Here is a 14,249-nt window from a genome sequence, read left to right as displayed (position 1 = left end):
TCGGTCACAACGACCGATTTCCTCGCTTGTTAGGTTCATCGATACGGCAGATGTTCATCACTAGGCGCGGTAATTTGGGCTTTCTTGCGTGCAAGCGCCTCACCGCTTAGCGGTGTATAAGGCGTGTTGGTAGCATCCAGTTTATTTTTCTCTGCCAACTGCGTCACCCACAAGTTAAAGTCATGCTGCTGGATATTGTCCAAAATCGCATTAATGCGCGCAAGGTTATCAAACATCGCTTTCTCACCAGCAATAGCACGCCCATCTGGGTTCATGCGTTGCAAAATCTCTTCAAACTTATGCCAGCTGTAAGTGCTTTTACATAGCAATTTATGTATCGCACTCTCTTGTTGCTCATTAAAGCTAAACAAAAACTCTTCAACCAATACATCTAGCATAATCCCAATGGCTTCAGGTAGCAGTTGCTCAAATGGCACACCTGACAAGGTCGATTCATCAAGAATACGAGTGGCAAGAATCATCGCTTTTTTCTGCCGATCACGTACTTTGTTAAATTCATCTCTCCATATCATCACCTGCCTCTCACCGTTAATTAATACCTTTTCAAAGGTTTGTGAAGGATCTGTAACCAAACCTCTAGCAAATGCAACCAGTGTTGAGTTAACCAAGTATTCATATGCTCTGCGGTCAATATTATTCAAAAACCGATAATCAACGTACTGCAACCCTTGTAAAATAATTTTGGTCAGTGCCCAAAGCTGGGTCGTGTCTAGCATCGCGCCAAAGCCACCGCCAGCACCAAAACCACAAACAATCTGACCTGAGCATTTGACATAAAACTTACCGCCCTCCAGAGCCAGTTGAAACTCGGCGTTGACGCCCACACCAAACGCAATATTACCCTCTGGTTTGACTTCAGCTAATGCTTGAAACTCAGCCTCTTTGCTTTCCTTTTGAGTACCTTCCTCATCTGTTGAAGAAGAGGCATTTTTAGGTGGTAGCCACTCAACGCCACCCACTAACTGACCATTGGCCTGCATTCCCGCAAACCCTTGCACCTTAAAACCGACGTCACCTTTAGCGCCTTGGGCAAGGTTCACTTTCGGTGAATACATGACGCCAACGCTCTCGCCATATTCATTGACCTCTCTGCTTTGTTGACGCCCGCCCGTTGCAACGCTTGCTCTGCCTTCCGCCATTGCACCAGTAAAGCAGCCAATTGCAACTTTGCCGACAAAACGGAAGCGACCAAATGAATGAGTCGCCGTTTTTTTATTTGCATCGAGGTAAGTGAGTCGGATGTGCCAACCTTTCTCGTACGGAAGGTAAAGATTGGCTTCGACTTTGGCTTCTGCGAGCGATACACTGGCCTCTGCGCCAATACCGATGTCGACTCGCCCGTTCGTGGGTTCAAACACGGTCGCGACACTGGCTTGAGCGCCCCAGCGGAGCAACTGTGCTTCTGGGCTAATCGCAAATCGTGTTTTACCACTTTCCGTTAAGTATTTCTGAGTGGACTTCCATTCGTGGAATTTACCGCCGTCTGCTTTCCATTCGGCAAACTTCGCTTCGACCTTAAACTCTTTGGTGCTCTCTTTGATGTCTTTAGCAATCTCCTGACTCAGACGATTTAAGTCCCCTCGCTTGAGCGCCGCGTGGGCATTACTGTGATGGTAAGACTGGCTCCAACGTGGCTTTTCTCGTTCAAAAAAGGCGTGACGAAGGTACACGTAACGACCTTGGTTGATGGAGTAGGCTTCAACAACATGGCGCTTGGCCTTTTGTGTCACAAGCTGAGTTTTATCATTGGTGAAATTGTTCGCATCAATGCCAAGTTTGGTTGGGCTTTCTTCTTTGGGTTTTGCTTTCGTTTCTAGCTTTTTGAATTCATCAATTTGACGGTCTAACTGACGAAGGGTTTCTTTTCTCAGTGTTTCCATCGAGGTTTCTTCAAGCCAACGGTAGCGGTATTGCTCTACAAAAGCTTTTCGCTGTTGCAGTGAAGTGAGTCTGTCTTGAGTTAAATCGAGGTTCGGGTTTGGCTTGGGCTGCGCCGCTCTCATGGCGGCGGCACGTTGTGAAGCTGGGCTAAACGGGCGGCTGTTATCACCGAAAATCCCCGCGTGCATTGCATCTTCAAACCACGCAGTTCTCTTCAAGGTATGTTGCTCAAGTGCTTCTCGGGTCGCCTCTTTATCGCTAGGGGCAGAGCTTAGCAACGCTTTATAGCTTTCGACTAAGCGGTCGGTTTCCTTTGCTTCATGCTCTAGCTGGTTGCTGGCTTTCTCGTCTAATAAATAATATTCCAGTGGACCATCGCCTGTAATAAAGACGACATCATAAACACTCTCTCCCTTCTTACACAGCGGAGGCGCAAACAATGTGCCGTCGTTAGAGCACGGACGCATCGCTGAAACAGGTTCTACTGGGTAGGTAGGCTCAACAGGTTCAATCGCCGATTCATCCGGCAAGGTAAGCGCCTCACCGATACGAATAAAATCAGGGTTCGCTTGATATTGAGGATTCAGCTCAAGCAATGTCGTGAAGTCCACCTCTTGCTCAATCGCAATTTGTAGCAATGTGTCACCGGATTTGATGGTGTAAGTTTGGCTCATTAGGAGTTTACTCCTTGCCAATGGGCTGAGATTAAGTTCATGAGTTGGATTTGCGGCGGCGTTAAATCCCAAATGGATGGCGTGCTCTGCTCTGGTGTGTGCCATGAGGCGTCCAGCCAGTCGCGGTCAAACCATTGGATACGAGTCAACGATGGAAAAAACTGCTGCCTTTGATGGGTTGTCATTGACCCGATGAGTGAGACCAGTTTGCGAGGCTCATAAAAACGCATCATCGCTTGTGTCTTACCATGCTGCACGACAAGGCGTCGGCTTAAGGACTCGGCCACTCTCGCCATATCCATCGAGCTAGGGGTAAAGAGAAGAGAACCTGAAGGCGTCACTTCTAGGTGGCTTTTAACGCTTTCGAGTGTTTGTTTACTGACAACCTCCGCCAATACCGGCCCATTACCCAAGGCAGCGAATCGAGTGTTGGCAAAAAGTGGAACACTTTCGCCTTCCGATAGGGTTTCCTCCCAGTCCGACCACAACGTAGGTTCAAGCAGCACATAAAGCTTTTCATCAGCGGATGGAAATAGCGGCTCGTTAAGTTGAATGTCCCATTCTGGGTTTAGCTGTGCAGTTGGCATGTTCTTCCACTCCCACAATCACAAATTTCTTGCAGTAACGTGCCGTCTTCAACTAATCCGGCATACGCCGCTGGTGACATCACAGGCATCGCTTTCATCGCCAGCGATGGCTTCTTTGGCCTCCTTGTAGAAACGCTGCTGTTGCTGTTTGCCGCGCCGCCTGGATTGATGTCTACCTTGCCGCCCGTAGCGGTAACGTTACTTGCACCGTCAATCGTGATTGAGGTGCCGTTTAAATGAATATTACCGCTGCTCTTTAGCACTAAGCTGGATGCACCGACTTGCACCTTGATTTCATCCGCAGAGACCACCGCTGTTTCACCATCAGAGCGGATAGAGGTATTGCCGTTGACTTCAACACTGAGGTGATTACCGACACTGTGCGTGTCGTCTGCGCCCACATCGATAGAACGTGATGCCTTGATGACCGTATTTTGGTCTTGACCTACATCCAATGAATCGTCTTTACCAATCAAGGTCTGACGATTTTCATCGATGTACAAATCTCGGTTGTTGGCGATTTTCTCGGATTCGTTGGCGTTGTAAGTAACGTGAACATCTTTCTCAACTCGTTCCATAAAGGTCTGCTTAGTGATGGAGGTTTTATGCCCATCAATGACTTCTTTGCGGTCGCCTAAGATGTTGTTTTCTTGGTTGTTGCCGACTTTTAACTCTTCATCATTACCGATATCTCGGTAACGGTTATTGAGCACTTTGGTCTTCATGTCTTTTTGAGCACGGAAGTGAACCTCTTCTTGGTCACTCTCATCCTCAAAGTACATTTCGTTGTAACCTTCGGCCTTATGGCTTTGGGTTCTGAACACGGTGCGCGTTTTGTTTTCTGGTAATGGGTATGGCGGCGTATGTAAACCGTTGTACACCGCGCCCGTCACTAACGGGCGGTCTGGGTCACCCTCTAGGAAGGTCACAATCACTTCATGCCCAATGCGAGGTAGATAGACTGCTCCCCAGTTGGGTGCTGCCATTGATTGACTAACACGTAGCCAACATGAACTATGCTCATCACTTTGCGCATAGCGGTCCCAATGGAACTGAACTTTAATGCGCCCATATTCATCGGTGTAGATTTCTTCACCCGCAGGACCAACTACAACCGCGGTTTGAGGACCATCAACGACAGGTGACGCCATTTTAGGTGCACGGAATGTCACGTCTCGTGGTAAGCAGACAAACTGATTGTGATAAGTTGTAGGCTCATCGCTCGATTCTTCTTCGTGCACACGAGGGTTAAAGCCCGTGTGCATCACCGTCAACATGAGGTAATCACGGTTGATGTTTGAACGAGGGTGCTGGCTGATATCGAAGCTATAACCTGAGGTAAGACGCATGATATCGCTCGCAGCTTCAATCTGATGGCTGTCCACCGTGTATTCGGACATCCACTCTGTTGCACGCTTCTGACCTAATTCTGGCGTTGTGTAACGACCAAGATAGTCGTAGCGCTGCAAATCGAAGTTCGGCCCCTCATCTGCACTTTTGCCTTGCGGAATTTTTGGCGTGAGATAATTGTAATCGCCGTAGCTGACGATGCCAGTGCGAGTAAGATGCGTTTGTTCGAGGTCGAAGATGTGTTCTCGACCTGGCGTGCCACCACCTTGGGCATGATAAATCACAGGTCCTAGGTAAGAAGCATTAGTGGGTGAACTGATGAGTTCAGGAATCGCATCGTTGCTATCGACGATGACCATGGTATGTCCAGCCTCGTTATGCTCGAAATAATACCAAAGGCCGTGCTCTGCCATTAGTCGCTGTACAAAATGCTGGTCGTTCTCACGGTATTGAAGAACGTACTCTTTCGCTTCGTATTGCGCCGACAACTCAAAGCGGTAATCGCTCATTCCCGCATCATCAAAAACCTGACGAAGGATGTCGGGCGCAGTTTGCATCTGGAAGATTCGACAGTCTTGGCGCTGAGTGAGAAACCAAAGGTGTGGGACCAAGGTTATATGATAGCGCGAAAAGCGGCGGCCAGAGCCTAAATAGCGGAGCTCAGAGATACTGCCGTTAAACTGGCGAGCCTTTCCCGTACCTTGTCCAAACAAGCTCAGAACACCCATTTTTCGGCTTAACATATCAAATGTAATGGCATCATCATCGGACAATACCGTCAGGTTTATTTCAAAGGGAGAAGAGACTGTCTCTGTTATTCGAAAGCTTTCGACTTTAAATGCACCGGAGAACCCAGAAACATCAAAGGTGAAATTTACATCATTAACCATACCATTCGGCTCTTATGACAACGAGGAAATGAGCGGAAAAGGGTTCACCGCCACACGTTAAATAGTCAAACTGTATCAAGGTAATGCAGCAAGGGCATCGTGACGAACTGACAGGATAAACGCCCTTTCAAAGAGGCTATTTATCTAAACACAGACTTATATTGATTGTCGGCATTCAATAAAGAAAGGATGCATTAGTGATAAGAGCGGCGACTTAATTTTCGCTTGCTCTCATTATGAGAAGTTATTCACATTAAATCTTTGTAGCGAGACATCTGAAGCAACAAAAAGGCATCGAACGTAAAAAGCACTAGACACCACATTGTTCTTCAAGGAAGATACATTAGCATCGCGTACATCGTATAATGGCTATTACCTCAGCCTTCCAAGCTGATGATGCGGGTTCGATAAATGTAGACCCAAAATCATACTTTAACTAACAGGTGAGTGAGTGAATTGCTTATCTTATTGGGCTTGAAGGACACCGCAAGTAAGGCAAGCTAAAGTATATTTACTTTTAGTTTGAAAATGACCTTACTTTATGCTCTACTCTAGAGCATAGACAATTTGATTAGTCACTCCAGATTTATGAGTGTACTCTGAGCGCGTATCGTATAATGGTAATACCTCAGCCTTCCAAGCTGATGCTGCGAGTTCGATTCTCGCTACGCGCTCAGAGTACACTTTTTCCTTTTAGCTCGATCAGCTACTACTCTCTCCCTATCAATACTAGAAATATAGTCATATCTCGTGTGATGCTGTATTTGAAGTCATGCTCTACACTGTTACCTAAAGTTTGCTTCGGGTGAACGGTTGGCACTCCTGTCGCTATCCGCGATTGGTTTGTTTGATATAGCGGTAAAGTGTGGCAATTCCTATCCCAGCAGCCTTCGCTGCTTTCTCCTTACTCATCCCTTTTTCAACATACTTCAACGCTTCTATGCATTTGTTTATCGTCGATTGAGTTTGTTGTTTACCTTTGTATTTTCCTTCTGCCTTTGCTCTCTCTATGCCAATGAACTGCTTTTCTAGCATTTGCTCACGTTGCATTTGGGCAACGGCTGAAAGAGTGGTGACAACTAATTGACCAGTCGCACTGGTGATGTCGATACTTCCTAAGTCGGCAATGAAAATTTTGATCCCGTCAGATTTGCATCTATCAATTAAGTCGAGCACATCACGAGTGCAACGACCCAGTCTGTCGATTGATTGAGTGACAATCTGATCTTGAGGCTTTAGTGAATCCATCAGCCTTTGCCACTGCTCTCGGTCAGTTGTATTTTTAGCACTGACTTTCTCACTAAAGATTTTGTCGAAGTTAAAACCTGTCGATTTAAGCAACGCTATCTGCTGTTCAAGGTTCTGCTCTAAGGTACTAACCCTTGCATATCCGTATATCGCCATAATGCACATACCTCTATCATTAACATAGTTATAAGATAAATCTATCATATAGGTTTATCAATCTCTAAATGATAGTGGAATGACATCCTGTCTTTGGCTCATACCTATCTGATAGGTAAGAAAATGTGGTTCACCTCAGAAAGTACCGTAATGATCATCATACTGAGAACCTTTATTGAACAACGCTAATGTTAAATGCCTTTTGCCTAACTAATTGGTGAATATGACTATTCTAATTTTCTCGTAAAACCAGTATGTTGGAGTGTTAGGAAGTTATCAGGCAGCGAAGCATGAAGAAACCACTCGATCAGGTAAGAATTAGAGGCGCAGGCTATAAACCTGTTTTGGATGATGTCCCTCAATACACGCCATCGACAGAACGGGTAAAAGACACACCAGAGCCAACACCTACCCATGAGTGTAATATTAAAATACTTTGTACACTTGAAGAACTAAATCAGCTTCAGGTGGGAGTTTGGTCTTTGGCTAAAACATCGAACGAGCCTAAAGTCATGAGTTGGACTAAAAAAGCAACGCAAGAGAGTGAGGTGTTACTTTCGGCTAAGTGCTTATCCAATGAAGAAAAGAGCTTACTTCATGATGTATTTGTTGATGCTGGTCATATTACTCAGCAAACTATCACACCGAAGCCTATTAACTCATCACATATACATGCTGAGTACATCCCTGTTAAGTTAATGGTGCAAGTTTCAGAAAGCGGCTTAGCTTGGGCTACACATGGTTACTATTACCACTTCCTTGATGGAGTATTAGCCAAAGAATACAAAGTGGCGGGTGATGATCGTTGGTCTTTTTATCTGACTCGTTCAAAAGCCCTCTTTTTGTCTGATGAACTATTATCTGACCATCATTACACTTCTATTTTATTGCCTTATAAGCTAGAAGAGAAATCGCTGCCACCTCAACATATTCTTTTTAGAACTGAAAAACTGACATCTGAAGAGCTAGCAAATATTAACCATGCATGGCTTGAAGAGAACGCAGTTACATTAGATATTGAACAGCTCGTTTCTATTCGACAAACAGATCTTCTGGAGCGTCCAAAAGATACTGAGTCACAAAGCGACTTTAAAGAAAAGTCAGCCCCAACTCACACAGTTAAGACTCACGTTGATACAGGGCAAAGCGAAACTTGGACAGATATTGCAGCTCAGTATGGACTTGCTCCCAAGGAACTACTGACACTAAATCCTCTTTATGAACAAGACCCATTATCGCTAAAAGTCGGCGATAAACTTCAAGTAAGGGAGTGGCAAGCACCAGAACAATGCAGCATATCGGATCAACCACATCCGATAAAAACCATTGAAAAAGCCCATTCTTTAGGTGATGTATGGGGAAAATATCAACATACGACCATCAATGATAAGTTGGTTAATATTTCCCAAGATCAAAGCGTGTCGGCTAACACTCCTGTTATCAACGCCACTCACACGTATTGGCCTGCCTATAACTTCCTTGCTAAAGAAGGTGAAAAACAGATAGAGGTGATTTATCGCAGCCAGACAGCAGAGATCGCGATCTTTACGCCTGAAGAGTGGAAAAAACTGTTTGAGATTTGGGACTTCAATGGTGATGTTAAGACCGTCAAAGACTCGCTAACAGGGTTATATAATGCCAGAGAAACTGCCAAAGCACTTGGTGGCTTGGGTGTGACCGCTATTGTCAAAAACATCGATGGTGTCGAGTATCTCTATTTAAATAATTACGATAAGTTTAAACAGACAATTTTGCATGGTGGCGTCTTCCGTGCCGATAACCCTCAAGTGGTGAAAATGGGAATGGGTGCTCTTGATTCAGTTAAAGGCATGACCCGTTACGTGAAAACTTACGCCCCAGCCGAATTTCTTCTTGGCTCAGGGATCAATGGTCTTAAATATCTATTAACCGATGACTATACACTAAGAGAATTAGGTGTTGATGAAGCTAAGCTTTTGGTTCATGCGGTAAGTGTTGCTGGTACTGCTTTAGTTTTGGGTAAAATCGTCGCATTTGGAGCAGGATTGTTATCACTTCCTGTAACGGTTCCCGTATCTTTAAGTATCCTTGCTTTCTCTGCTTTTGGGGTATGGTTTATTGATAAAGAGACTGATTTTGAGAAAAGACTAGTGGAGGCTGTCGTTGATGAATTCGATGGCGAATAAAATAGGTTGTATCGCTTTTGTTTTAACTGCATTCGCAATTTCGGTTATTACTTGGTGGGTTTATTGGCAATTTTATGTTGTACAAATTTTTAATCCTTCATCGGAATTAGTTGCTGATCCGCTATATTTTATGTCAATAATCTTTGGAGTGTCTGGTTCTATTCTTGGCATAACCACGCTGTTATCTTTACCTTTAATTACATACGTTTGGTATAAACAAGCTGAAATAACGTTAACTCCGCAGCCAATGAAAATGCGTTATTTTACTCTGCGAAATATAAAGAAGTTTTTTCTTATAGTAGCAATCATCGGCGGTGGTTTTTCCTTCGTGTCTAACATCATCTTACTTCACAAGATCATTCCTGATAACGGCTATGTGCTTTGCCCGAAAAAGATCGGCTACAAAAAGAATTTACTTCGAGACTACGTTCTAGATGTCAGCCAGTGTGAAAAGTTTTAGGTAGGAAAGAGTTCTTACTCAGAGAAGGTTCACGGTGACGCTGAGCCTTATTTTTGGCGTGAACAACGCTTGGTGTTTAATTCGAGAAAGGTTTTATAGTTTGCAAGATAGTATAAATGCAATTGATGACCTAGATGTTAGTAATAAGTGGAAGCGCCGTTTTCATCTATTGAAAAATCTAGGGGCAGATGAACTCAGCCATGCTTTGATTCTGAAGAGTGAAGCATATAGGGCATTGTCTTTTAAAGAACGTATCTCTTTTATTTCTAATTTTGCTGCGTTTTTTGGTGGTTTTATATACTACTTTTATAAGCGTATGCATCTAAAAGGCTTGGTAATTCTTTCTTTATCTATGCTTTGGATAGCTGCTCTAGCAGGAATTGAGTTTGTCAGTGGTGTCGTCATTCCTGATGTGGTTTTTTGGAGTTTATCAGCGTGCTTGTGCTCCCAGTGGGCTAACTATGACCTGTATCGAAAAACATTCCATAGCGAGCAACTATGGGATTGGATTCCAGCGCGGTGGCGAAATAAATCAAGTGTTCTTTGGTTTCTAGCTCTGTGTGCAACAATCTGGGGTGGTTCAATTTACTACACTGCTACGCATACATACTCAACTTATGCGGCATATGATGATCCAAATGCTCTACGTATTCCTTGTGGCTCATTCGTGATGTTTGCCACTCAAGAAGAAGTTGATAGCTATGGTCGAGATGTCATTTGCAATCAGTAACTCCGACTTGACTCGGTGACGACGATATTCAGACTTAAAATGACTAGGTAATATAAGCAGATGCTGAATCGCCTTTACTTTCACCTTGAGCAACGGAAGATATTGTATCAGGGTAAAGAAGATATAAGCCCTGAAGTTGCTAAGGCAATGTTTTCAAAGCTGAATACGGGGTACTACACGTCACAGGAAGAAGAGTTCATCATGAAGCTGTTTGTGAAGAAGTCCTTTCTAAACAAACGAAATGGTGAATATGAGTTTATTAAGAAAAGTAAACCTTATAAGCCGAATGTTATCCCCAAAAATATTCGGATTCTCTTTCTATCGATTGCGGCTGGGTTAGTGCTCTATGGTTTGTTTGGTATTAACCACGGAGAAATTTACTTACCTTCCAAACGAGGGCATGGCATTACTTTTGTCGGTGATTCTCTTTATGTTTTATTTGGCTCTTTTGTGATGCTTGCTATCGCCTGTATCATTATTGTCGTGGATCACTACGATAAGAGGAATAACGAGCACCTCTATGATTTAGCGTTAAAAGGGCTTGGCTATGTCAGCTTAGCCTTCTACATCGCGGCTTGTATTTGGAGCTTTGCGAGTTAAAAGGCTTCGCAAGCTGCGTGAACGCAGCAGCTACGATATTGATTAACTCACTCTTTGCCATTGATTTCGAAGTGTGACGACAGGTCTCTCTCTTTGATTGGTGGCATAGAGGTACTCTTCGTGGATCAGCTTGTCCAGCCAAGTTCTGCGCTTGTACCGTGCGCTCAAGCTCGTTACTGCTTTTTTGAAGTTCGCTTCGGAGCCAACGATATGCAGTTCATCTTCTGTTCGAGTTATCGCAGTATATAACCACGCACGGTCAACCATTGGTGCGCCATCCAATGCCACTATGGTTCGTTTAAATTGAGAGCCTTGCGCTTTATGTAGCGTGATCGAGTAGGCGCGTTTCAACGAATCAAAGAGTGCTCTGGTCAGGTTGACCTCTTTGCCGTCATCCGTTCTTACTCGACCTAGGTGATTCCCTCTTGACTCAATGCTTTCTAATACGCCAAGCGTGCCGTTTTGAACGCCTGCTTGGTAGTCATTGATGGTAAATATCACAGGGTCATTGATTCTAAAGTCTGTCTCTAGTTTTTCATTACTGTACATATGAACATACATGGCTGCGCCATCAGGATTTACCATCTTTTGGCAGGATTCGTTAATTTCTGAAGTGATCTTTATTGAGGAAGAGACCACTTGACTGTCTGAGGGAGCCTCTGAGTAAAGCCTTGTACAGGTCTCCACGATATCTTCGTCACGGACGGGATGAAAATGAATGCATCCTGTACTCAACTCTAGCGGTACGATCCCATCATTGACTGATTTTGAGTATTCGGGTATTCCAGAGGATTCAGATTGCCTTTGCACAATATCAAGCTTCACGACAGAAATAAGCTCTGAATCAATCATGTCAGACAGCACTAAACCTGAGCCGATGGACGGTAGCTGGTCACGGTCTCCGACAAGCAAGAAGCGAACTGACGGATCTGAATGCGTCACAATCTTATACATGGTGTGCAGATCAAGCATAGAAGCTTCATCGATAACAATAAGGTTTTTGCCTGCGCCGATAGGTGGCTCTCTTAAAAACCTTGCTATCGTTGATGTTGGTAGCTCGATTGATTCATGCAGCCGCATCGCGGCTCTGCCAGAGAGTGCCATCGGATAAATGTTGTATTTCAATGCGGAGTAAGCTTTTAAAACCGTTTTTAGTATGGTGGTTTTTCCTGTACCTGCACCGCCAGTGATAATGGAAATGTGGTGTGACAAGGCTTCTTTGACTGCAAGCTGTTGTTTATTTGCGAGCGTAAAAGGTAATTCATTGATGGCTTGATGCATTGCCGTTTCAGTTGTGTAGTTCCACTTAGCTTCAGAGGTGACGAGCTTCACTAACCTTTTTGCGATCACCGCTTCTGTGACGTACATCCCTACAGGATGATAGTGTTGGGTATCAGGGTCGATGCGGAAGGATAATTTATGTCCTGCCACTTGCATGGCTTTATCGACAACGTCATAGCTGCGCATTATATCAAACAACTTGCTTCTTAGTTCTCCCTTTGTCATGTACGTATGCCCTGAGCGGGTATGGTTACGTATCGTTTGCTCTATCGCAGCAATAAATCGGATATCTGCGTGGCGTTCGATATGAAAGTAAGAGCGAGCAATCTCATCGGCATCTTTGAAGTTCATACCGAAGGTCACAAGTAAGTAGGGATTGTCCTTTAACTCTTCAACGACTGTATCTTTATGATATTTGAAGAGCTTTTGCTGTATCGCAGGCGGTATACCATGAGAGCAAAACCATTCCGTGTACTTTAGGGTTTGATATTTTTCAAAGCCTGCAATGAGTGCAACCGCCGATTTTTCGGTGAGAATACTCAGTAACGGGTTCAGTTGTTGTTTCTCAAGGATCTCAAAGATTCTCGAACCATAGGTGCGCCACAACTCTTTGGCTTTACTTATACCAATACCAACAAAATCACGCTCTTTCGAAATAAAGTTCACAAACTCATTGGAGGCTGATGGCAATACCAGCTTCACACGCTTTGGATTGATGAAGTCAAAGCGTTTAAGTTGATAATGCCCTCGCAAGTCATCAACTATCACGAAATCTCCCGTGATCTGAACGCATTGACCTTCAGAAGGGGCAAAATCCATGACATTCACAGGGCAGCGAACCAGCACATAAGATTTGGCTGAGACCATTTCAGGTTGTGATTTGCGTATGAAGATTCCTGTGAACTGAGCTTCTTTGCTGGTTTCAAAATGGATAGCTGTTATCTCCATATAGGCGGTCATCATAGCTCCACCCCCATACCCATTTCGCTCATGATTTCTTTTAGCTCTTCAAAGCGCTTTAATTCAGCTCTAAGGCGCTGGTTCTCTTCTTCAAGCTCTCTGAGTCGATTTGTATCCACATGGCGCTGAGAAGCGCCCTGATCGTATTTCTTCGGTGAATCCTGAGCGACTTTGCCTGACTCCGTGAGAGCGGGCAGAATATTTTTCTCTCTAAGCTCTGTTTCTAGCTCTTCCAGCAATGCTTTAATTTTCGGGTTTTGCCGCAATGCCGAAAGCCCTACGCCTGATTGAGCGGATAGCTCCGCTCTTGCGAGATTATGTGTTTTAGCATTTACAAGTGGCAGCCAAGTTTTAGAGTCGTAAATCTTACAACCATTGGCGTCCAATGGAGTTTTGCTACTTAACCACGTTTCGAATTTTGAGGCATTTTTATCGCCACTAGAGAGCTTTTTGTCGGCATCTTCTGTTAAACCAAAATCACTCATGAGACCGTCCCGTTAAAGCATCAGTAATGTATTTCCATTCGTCACTGCGAAACAGGACTTGCTTCCGAGAATTGCTGACGATTTTTAACACCGTTTTTTCATTTCGAGTTTCGGTTTGGAAGTATTCAGGAAACTGCTCTGGTAGATTAACTAACTTTGATATTATCTGAGCGAACAGAGCATCTTCGGCTGAGGTGTCTGAAATTACCTCTAATGTCGGAAGCCCTTTTTTAGCAGTCGTTTGGTGCGAGAGCGCAAGGCTAATGGGTTGCTTTCTCGATTGTTCCTGTAGTTTGGCGGTTAATACTTTTCTTTCATTCTCTAAAGCTTGCACCTGCATTTGAAGTGTTCTGACATAAGCTCTTGATTTAGGATCTAATTGATCTACAGGAAAACTCACTTCGCTCCGTTGACTTACTGGAGCCTTATTTTTAGCACCCATGCGTTTATCTTGTTCAATCACATAGAAGGAGATAAACGCCTTAAAATTTACATTATTTGCAATAGATTGATATTTAGGGGGAACGCTCTCTTTCTCTGTTTTTTCAAACAGATCTGAGTTGTCAACGTTTTGGATGAAAGCGGCAATCGTTGAGTTGTTTATTTTCGCACCTGAAGCCAGCATGGTTTTGGCTGCTTTTCTTATGTTTCGGAGTGACATCTTCGAAATGGGCGTACCACACTTCTCTTCACATTGAGCGAAAAGTGCTTCTTCTTCATCTCTGAATTTTTGTTCAATGTCATTGAGTTGTTGTGTCATC

At 44.1% G+C, this 14,249-nt stretch carries 11 protein-coding genes and 1 tRNA gene; 5 read left to right on the top strand and 7 right to left on the bottom strand.

The window, feature by feature from the left end; all coding sequences use genetic code 11:
- Window positions 1-35: 35 nt before the first annotated feature.
- The 3 genes from KJB05_RS03225 to tssI are packed head-to-tail and all read right to left on the bottom strand — an operon-like array spanning window position 36 to window position 5,403.
- Complete coding sequence (locus tag KJB05_RS03225) at window positions 36-2,576, bottom strand: LysM domain-containing protein (RefSeq protein WP_208445001.1); 2,541 nt, start codon at window positions 2,574-2,576, stop codon at window positions 36-38.
- The gene (locus tag KJB05_RS03220; RefSeq protein ID WP_208445000.1) at window positions 2,576-3,163 is read right to left on the bottom strand and encodes a DUF4123 domain-containing protein; all 588 of its coding nucleotides are present in this window, start codon (window positions 3,161-3,163) and stop codon (window positions 2,576-2,578) included. The genes KJB05_RS03225 and KJB05_RS03220 overlap by 1 nt, the downstream gene beginning before the upstream one ends.
- Window positions 3,145-5,403 carry a type VI secretion system tip protein VgrG gene (gene tssI / locus KJB05_RS03215; RefSeq protein ID WP_208444999.1) on the bottom strand — a complete coding sequence of 753 codons (2,259 nt, stop codon included), beginning with the start codon at window positions 5,401-5,403 and terminating at the stop codon, window positions 3,145-3,147. The genes KJB05_RS03220 and tssI overlap by 19 nt, the downstream gene beginning before the upstream one ends.
- 603 nt (window positions 5,404-6,006) lie before the next feature.
- On the opposite strand from tssI, the gene KJB05_RS03210 reads away from it, so the two are divergent.
- Window positions 6,007-6,077: transfer RNA gene (locus tag KJB05_RS03210), tRNA-Gly, on the top strand.
- Window positions 6,078-6,231: 154 nt separating this feature from the next.
- Here KJB05_RS03210 and KJB05_RS03205 read toward each other — a convergent pair.
- Window positions 6,232-6,855 (bottom strand): recombinase family protein, encoded by a 624-nt coding sequence (locus KJB05_RS03205; protein WP_241739714.1) that lies wholly within the window; start codon window positions 6,853-6,855, stop codon window positions 6,232-6,234.
- Window positions 6,856-7,097: 242 nt separating this feature from the next.
- On the opposite strand from KJB05_RS03205, the gene KJB05_RS03200 reads away from it, so the two are divergent.
- The 4 genes from KJB05_RS03200 to KJB05_RS03185 are packed head-to-tail and all read left to right on the top strand — an operon-like array spanning window position 7,098 to window position 10,762.
- Window positions 7,098-8,972: a LysM peptidoglycan-binding domain-containing protein gene (locus KJB05_RS03200; RefSeq protein WP_052036773.1), complete on the top strand. Its 1,875-nt coding sequence runs from the start codon at window positions 7,098-7,100 to the stop codon at window positions 8,970-8,972.
- The gene (locus KJB05_RS03195; RefSeq protein WP_042770331.1) at window positions 8,953-9,432 is read left to right on the top strand and encodes a DUF1240 domain-containing protein; all 480 of its coding nucleotides are present in this window, start codon (window positions 8,953-8,955) and stop codon (window positions 9,430-9,432) included. The genes KJB05_RS03200 and KJB05_RS03195 overlap by 20 nt, the downstream gene beginning before the upstream one ends.
- A gap of 34 nt (window positions 9,433-9,466) precedes the next feature.
- On the top strand, window positions 9,467-10,162 hold the full coding sequence (locus tag KJB05_RS03190) for a DUF2628 domain-containing protein (RefSeq protein ID WP_244142980.1): 696 nt from the start codon (window positions 9,467-9,469) through the stop codon (window positions 10,160-10,162).
- Between the two features lie 60 nt (window positions 10,163-10,222).
- Window positions 10,223-10,762 carry a hypothetical protein gene (locus tag KJB05_RS03185; RefSeq protein WP_191686351.1) on the top strand — a complete coding sequence of 180 codons (540 nt, stop codon included), beginning with the start codon at window positions 10,223-10,225 and terminating at the stop codon, window positions 10,760-10,762.
- A gap of 42 nt (window positions 10,763-10,804) precedes the next feature.
- On the opposite strand, the gene KJB05_RS03180 is transcribed toward KJB05_RS03185, so the two are convergent.
- Genes KJB05_RS03180 through KJB05_RS03170 form a run of 3 tightly spaced genes read right to left on the bottom strand, consistent with a single transcriptional unit; the run spans window position 10,805 to window position 14,248 of the window.
- Entirely contained in the window at window positions 10,805-13,006 is a 2,202-nt protein-coding gene (locus tag KJB05_RS03180; protein ID WP_082309562.1) for an AAA family ATPase, read from the bottom strand.
- Window positions 13,003-13,488, bottom strand: coding sequence for a VPA1267 family protein (locus KJB05_RS03175; protein WP_052036771.1), 486 nt, complete (start codon window positions 13,486-13,488; stop codon window positions 13,003-13,005). The genes KJB05_RS03180 and KJB05_RS03175 overlap by 4 nt, the downstream gene beginning before the upstream one ends.
- Window positions 13,481-14,248 carry a hypothetical protein gene (locus KJB05_RS03170; protein WP_042770329.1) on the bottom strand — a complete coding sequence of 256 codons (768 nt, stop codon included), beginning with the start codon at window positions 14,246-14,248 and terminating at the stop codon, window positions 13,481-13,483. The genes KJB05_RS03175 and KJB05_RS03170 overlap by 8 nt, the downstream gene beginning before the upstream one ends.
- Window position 14,249: the final 1 nt, after the last annotated feature.

The sequence above is a fragment of the Vibrio sp. B1ASS3 genome (genome assembly GCF_905175355.1).
In the GTDB taxonomy this organism is placed as follows: domain Bacteria; phylum Pseudomonadota; class Gammaproteobacteria; order Enterobacterales; family Vibrionaceae; genus Vibrio; species Vibrio owensii.
Note: the sequence above shows the minus strand (reverse complement) of the source record. Positions and strands in the feature narration are given on the sequence as shown.

What these genes read in the sequence shown, in the direction of transcription:
- KJB05_RS03225 (WP_208445001.1), bottom strand. Translation starts at nt 2,576, where the DNA reads ATGAGCCAAACTTACACCATCAAATCCGGTGACACATTGCTACAAATT.
- KJB05_RS03220 (WP_208445000.1), bottom strand. Translation starts at nt 3,163, where the DNA reads ATGCCAACTGCACAGCTAAACCCAGAATGGGACATTCAACTTAACGAG.
- tssI (WP_208444999.1), bottom strand. Translation starts at nt 5,403, where the DNA reads ATGGTTAATGATGTAAATTTCACCTTTGATGTTTCTGGGTTCTCCGGT.
- KJB05_RS03205 (WP_241739714.1), bottom strand. Translation starts at nt 6,855, where the DNA reads ATGATAGATTTATCTTATAACTATGTTAATGATAGAGGTATGTGCATT.
- KJB05_RS03200 (WP_052036773.1), top strand. Translation starts at nt 7,098, where the DNA reads ATGAAGAAACCACTCGATCAGGTAAGAATTAGAGGCGCAGGCTATAAA.
- KJB05_RS03195 (WP_042770331.1), top strand. Translation starts at nt 8,953, where the DNA reads ATGAATTCGATGGCGAATAAAATAGGTTGTATCGCTTTTGTTTTAACT.
- KJB05_RS03185 (WP_191686351.1), top strand. Translation starts at nt 10,223, where the DNA reads ATGCTGAATCGCCTTTACTTTCACCTTGAGCAACGGAAGATATTGTAT.
- KJB05_RS03180 (WP_082309562.1), bottom strand. Translation starts at nt 13,006, where the DNA reads ATGATGACCGCCTATATGGAGATAACAGCTATCCATTTTGAAACCAGC.
- KJB05_RS03175 (WP_052036771.1), bottom strand. Translation starts at nt 13,488, where the DNA reads ATGAGTGATTTTGGTTTAACAGAAGATGCCGACAAAAAGCTCTCTAGT.
- KJB05_RS03170 (WP_042770329.1), bottom strand. Translation starts at nt 14,248, where the DNA reads ATGACACAACAACTCAATGACATTGAACAAAAATTCAGAGATGAAGAA.